The 3,525-nt window shown below is 37.4% G+C and carries 5 protein-coding genes; 3 read left to right on the top strand and 2 right to left on the bottom strand.

Annotation, left to right across the window (positions count from 1 at the left end; all coding sequences use genetic code 11):
- Positions 1-60 precede the first annotated feature (60 nt).
- The gene (locus ABWO41_RS16715) at positions 61-423 is read right to left on the bottom strand and encodes a CoA-binding protein (RefSeq protein ID WP_353140449.1); all 363 of its coding nucleotides are present in this window, start codon (positions 421-423) and stop codon (positions 61-63) included.
- 118 nt (positions 424-541) lie between these two features.
- On the bottom strand, positions 542-2,110 hold the full coding sequence (locus tag ABWO41_RS16710; protein ID WP_353140447.1) for an NAD(P)/FAD-dependent oxidoreductase: 1,569 nt from the start codon (positions 2,108-2,110) through the stop codon (positions 542-544).
- An 89-nt stretch (positions 2,111-2,199) separates the two neighbouring features.
- Here ABWO41_RS16710 and ABWO41_RS16705 point away from each other — a divergent pair, with 89 nt between their 5' ends.
- From ABWO41_RS16705 to ABWO41_RS16695, 3 genes are all read left to right on the top strand, one after another.
- On the top strand, positions 2,200-2,778 hold the full coding sequence (locus ABWO41_RS16705) for a LemA family protein (protein ID WP_353140445.1): 579 nt from the start codon (positions 2,200-2,202) through the stop codon (positions 2,776-2,778).
- Positions 2,779-2,852: 74 nt separating this feature from the next.
- Entirely contained in the window at positions 2,853-3,281 is a 429-nt protein-coding gene (locus ABWO41_RS16700; protein WP_353140443.1) for a TPM domain-containing protein, read from the top strand.
- Positions 3,282-3,291: 10 nt separating this feature from the next.
- The coding region (locus ABWO41_RS16695; protein ID WP_353140441.1) for a TPM domain-containing protein at positions 3,292-3,525 on the top strand (234 nt) is incomplete at its 3' end.

Raw genomic sequence — 3,525 nt, 5'->3', positions numbered from 1 at the left:
ACCTACAAATTGTCAATAAAATTAAAAGATCCGGATGAACGCTCCCCGGATCTTTTAATTTTAATATTCTCCGGTAGATAACAGTACAAGTGTACAAGCCCTTTCCGTTTCTATTCCCAGATCATTTGCCTTCTCTTCCAACTCTCTGTTTTCTGTTCCCGGATTAAAAATTATCCGTTTGGGTTTCGTTTTCAAAATATAATCGTACAATTCTTCCTGATGCCTTGGTCCAACATACAAAGTGATAGTGTCTACATCAGAATGAATAGTTTCTGGCTTTTCGATACTTACTCCTGCGACTTCCCCTTTTTTTAAACCAACATTAATTATTGGGTGTCCATAATTAACCAATCTGGTTGCTGCCAAATAAGAATATCTGGTTGGATTTGTACTGGCACCCAGAACTAGAGTTTTCTTTTTCATATTAATTAGTTTATTAGTTAAAATGGTCATTAATCATTAAGCCTGATTATTGCATTCAGGCTATGCCATGTGCCAAAGACATCCGTTCGGCAGACTATCGACCATTGTCTACAGACTATTACAGATTCTTAAAAAACTTATATACACCATCTGCGCAAGCCTGCCCATCTATTGCGGCAGAAATTATACCTCCTGCATATCCTGCTCCCTCTGCACAAGGAAACAAGCCCACTACTTGAGGATGCTGCAAACTATCTTTATCTCTGGGTATTCTTACCGCAGACGAGGTTCTCGATTCCACTCCTACTAAAACTGCTTCGTTGGTAAAATAGCCTGCTTTACCGTTGATTCCTCTCATTTTCTTTCCAAATACAGGCAAAGCGCCTGCCAAACTTTTTGCTACCAGTGGAGGTAAAACTTCGTATAAATCGGCAGACTCCAAACCTGGCAAATAAGAATTAGCCGGTAAAGCTTCTGATATTTTTTTATTTACAAAATCAACCATTCTTTGTGCCGGAGCTTTTAAATGTCCTCCTCCTGCATTAAAAGCTCTTTTTTCAACAGCATGCTGAAACTCTAACATCGCCAGGGGCTTTTCGGGATTAGGGATATCACCTAAATTGATTTGAACAACTGTCCCCGAATTTGCGTACGGATTATTTCGTTTTGACGGACTCCATCCATTCACCACAATTTCTCCATCATCTGTCGCACATGGAGCTATAATTCCTCCCGGACACATGCAAAAAGAAAATACTCCTCTTCCTTCTATTTGTTCAACTAAACTGTAATAAGAAGGAGGCAAATTATCGTGTCTTATTTCACAATGATACTGCGATTGATCTATGATTTCCTGCGGATGTTCTATCCTAACGCCTAAAGCAAAAGGTTTCGATTCCAGAAGAATTCCTTTTCTATCCAGCAGGTAATAAATATCCTTTGCAGAATGTCCTGTTGCTAAAATCAGTGCTTTTCCATCTATCTTCCCCTTATTCGTAACTGCTCCTTTAACCACTCCACTCTCTACAATTATATCCTCAAGCTTTGTATCAAAATGAACTTCTCCACCAGCCAAAATTATTGTTTCTCGTATGGCAGCAATAATATGCGGCAGTTTATTTGTCCCAATATGCGGACGGGCATCAATCAAAATATCTTCTGTTGCACCATGATCTACAAAAATCTGCAACATCTTATTGACGTCTCCCCTCTTATTGGATCTGGTGTACAGTTTTCCGTCCGAATAAGTTCCGGCTCCACCCTCTCCAAAACAATAATTAGATTCTGGATTCACCACTCCCAATTTATTAATGGCAGCTAAATCTCTACGACGTTGCTTTACATCCTTACCTCTTTCTATAACTACAGGTTTTAAACCAAGCTCTATCAATCTAAGTGCAGCGAAAAGCCCTGCAGGCCCCGCTCCTATAATAAGTACTGGTTCTGCCTGCTTTATATGCTGATAAACGAATTTCTCACGCTGGATGGGAGGATGCTCATCTATATACAATACAACTTTAAGTCTATAGACGATATTTTTTCCCCTGGCGTCTATTGATCTTTTTCGAACTGAAAAATGGGTAAGTGATTTGCGTTTTATTTTTGATTGCTGAAGAACCTGTTCTGTTATTTTGTCTTCATTAAAGATATCGTCCGGAGAAATGACAACTTCTATTTCCTTTATCATGTTATTTTGTCGGGTATTTATCCCGAATAGTAACAAAGGTATAAAATTTGAAGTCTAAACCGTAAATTGCAAAATCAAAACTTTAGAAAATGAAAAAATTACTTTACGGATTTATAGCATTGTTTGCTGTTGTTTCACTTAATTCTTGTGGCTACAATACGAACGTAGCATTGGACGAAAAAGTCAAAGCTCAATGGGGAGAGGTCGAAAACCAATACCAAAGAAGAGCAGATCTTATCCAGAATCTGGTCAATACTGTTAAAGGCGCTGCCAATTTTGAAAAAGAAACCCTAACTGAGGTAATTGAAGCAAGGGCAAAGGCAACGTCTATTCAGGTAAATCCAGATCAACTGACAGAAGAGAACATAAAGAAATTTCAAGAGTCGCAGGGGCAGTTAAGTCAGGCTTTAGGAAGATTAATGGTTGTTTCAGAACAATATCCTAATTTAAAAGCCAATCAAAACTTTTTAGATCTTCAAACTCAAATTGAAGGTACAGAAAATAGGATTGCTGTAGCCAGACGAGATTTTAACCAGGCTGTACAAGAATACAACACTAATATCAGAAGATTTCCTAATAATATTTTTGCTGGTATGTTTGGATTTTCTCAAAAAGGAAGCTTCACTGCGGATGCCGGAGCAAATAAAGCTCCAGAAGTCAAATTTTAGTTTGAATATACCTCAAAGCAGAGCTTATTGATTTTATCAATAAGCTCTTTCAATGACTTTCTTATTATTAGATTATGGCAAAACTAAGCGAACAAGAACAGGAAAAAATTAAGGACGCTATTGAATGGGCCGAAAAATCGACCTCGGGGGAAATAAGAGTATGCTTAGAAAAGCACTGCAAATTAGATCCTTATCAAAGAGCACTGGAATGCTTTTACGATTTGGGAATGGAACAAACCCAACAAAAAAACGGAGTTTTAATATACATAGCGACAGAAGACCATAAACTAGCAATATTAGGTGATGAGGGTATTAGTAAACTTGTTCCTGATAATTTTTGGCATAGTACCAAGGACCTGATGATCCAACATTTTAAAAACGGTAATTTAGCGGAAGGAATTAGTGTTGGTGTAATAGAAGCAGGAAAACAACTAAAAAAATTCTTTCCTTATCAAGATGGCGATGCTAATGAATTGTCTGATGACATCGTTTTTCTAAGCTAATAAAAAATAGATGAAAAAAATACTTTTTGCTCTTCTCCTTATTACATCTTCGCTGTTTTCCCTAGCTCAGGATTTCCCTCCCAGGCCAAACACTTTAGTAAATGATTACACAGGAACATTATCTAATACTGAAATACAGTCATTAGAAAGCAAACTCGTTGCTTTTGATGATTCTACTTCTATTCAGGTTGCAGTGGTTTTAATACGGTCTTTAGATGGATATGAGATTAGTGATTATGGTTAT

The organism is Pseudopedobacter sp. (genome assembly GCF_040392825.1).
Classification (GTDB): domain Bacteria; phylum Bacteroidota; class Bacteroidia; order Sphingobacteriales; family Sphingobacteriaceae; genus Pseudopedobacter.
This window is presented reverse-complemented; position numbering and strand designations above follow the sequence as displayed.

What these genes read in the sequence shown, in the direction of transcription:
- ABWO41_RS16715 (WP_353140449.1), bottom strand. Translation starts at nt 423, where the DNA reads ATGAAAAAGAAAACTCTAGTTCTGGGTGCCAGTACAAATCCAACCAGA.
- ABWO41_RS16710 (WP_353140447.1), bottom strand. Translation starts at nt 2,110, where the DNA reads ATGATAAAGGAAATAGAAGTTGTCATTTCTCCGGACGATATCTTTAAT.
- ABWO41_RS16705 (WP_353140445.1), top strand. Translation starts at nt 2,200, where the DNA reads ATGAAAAAATTACTTTACGGATTTATAGCATTGTTTGCTGTTGTTTCA.
- ABWO41_RS16700 (WP_353140443.1), top strand. Translation starts at nt 2,853, where the DNA reads ATGGCAAAACTAAGCGAACAAGAACAGGAAAAAATTAAGGACGCTATT.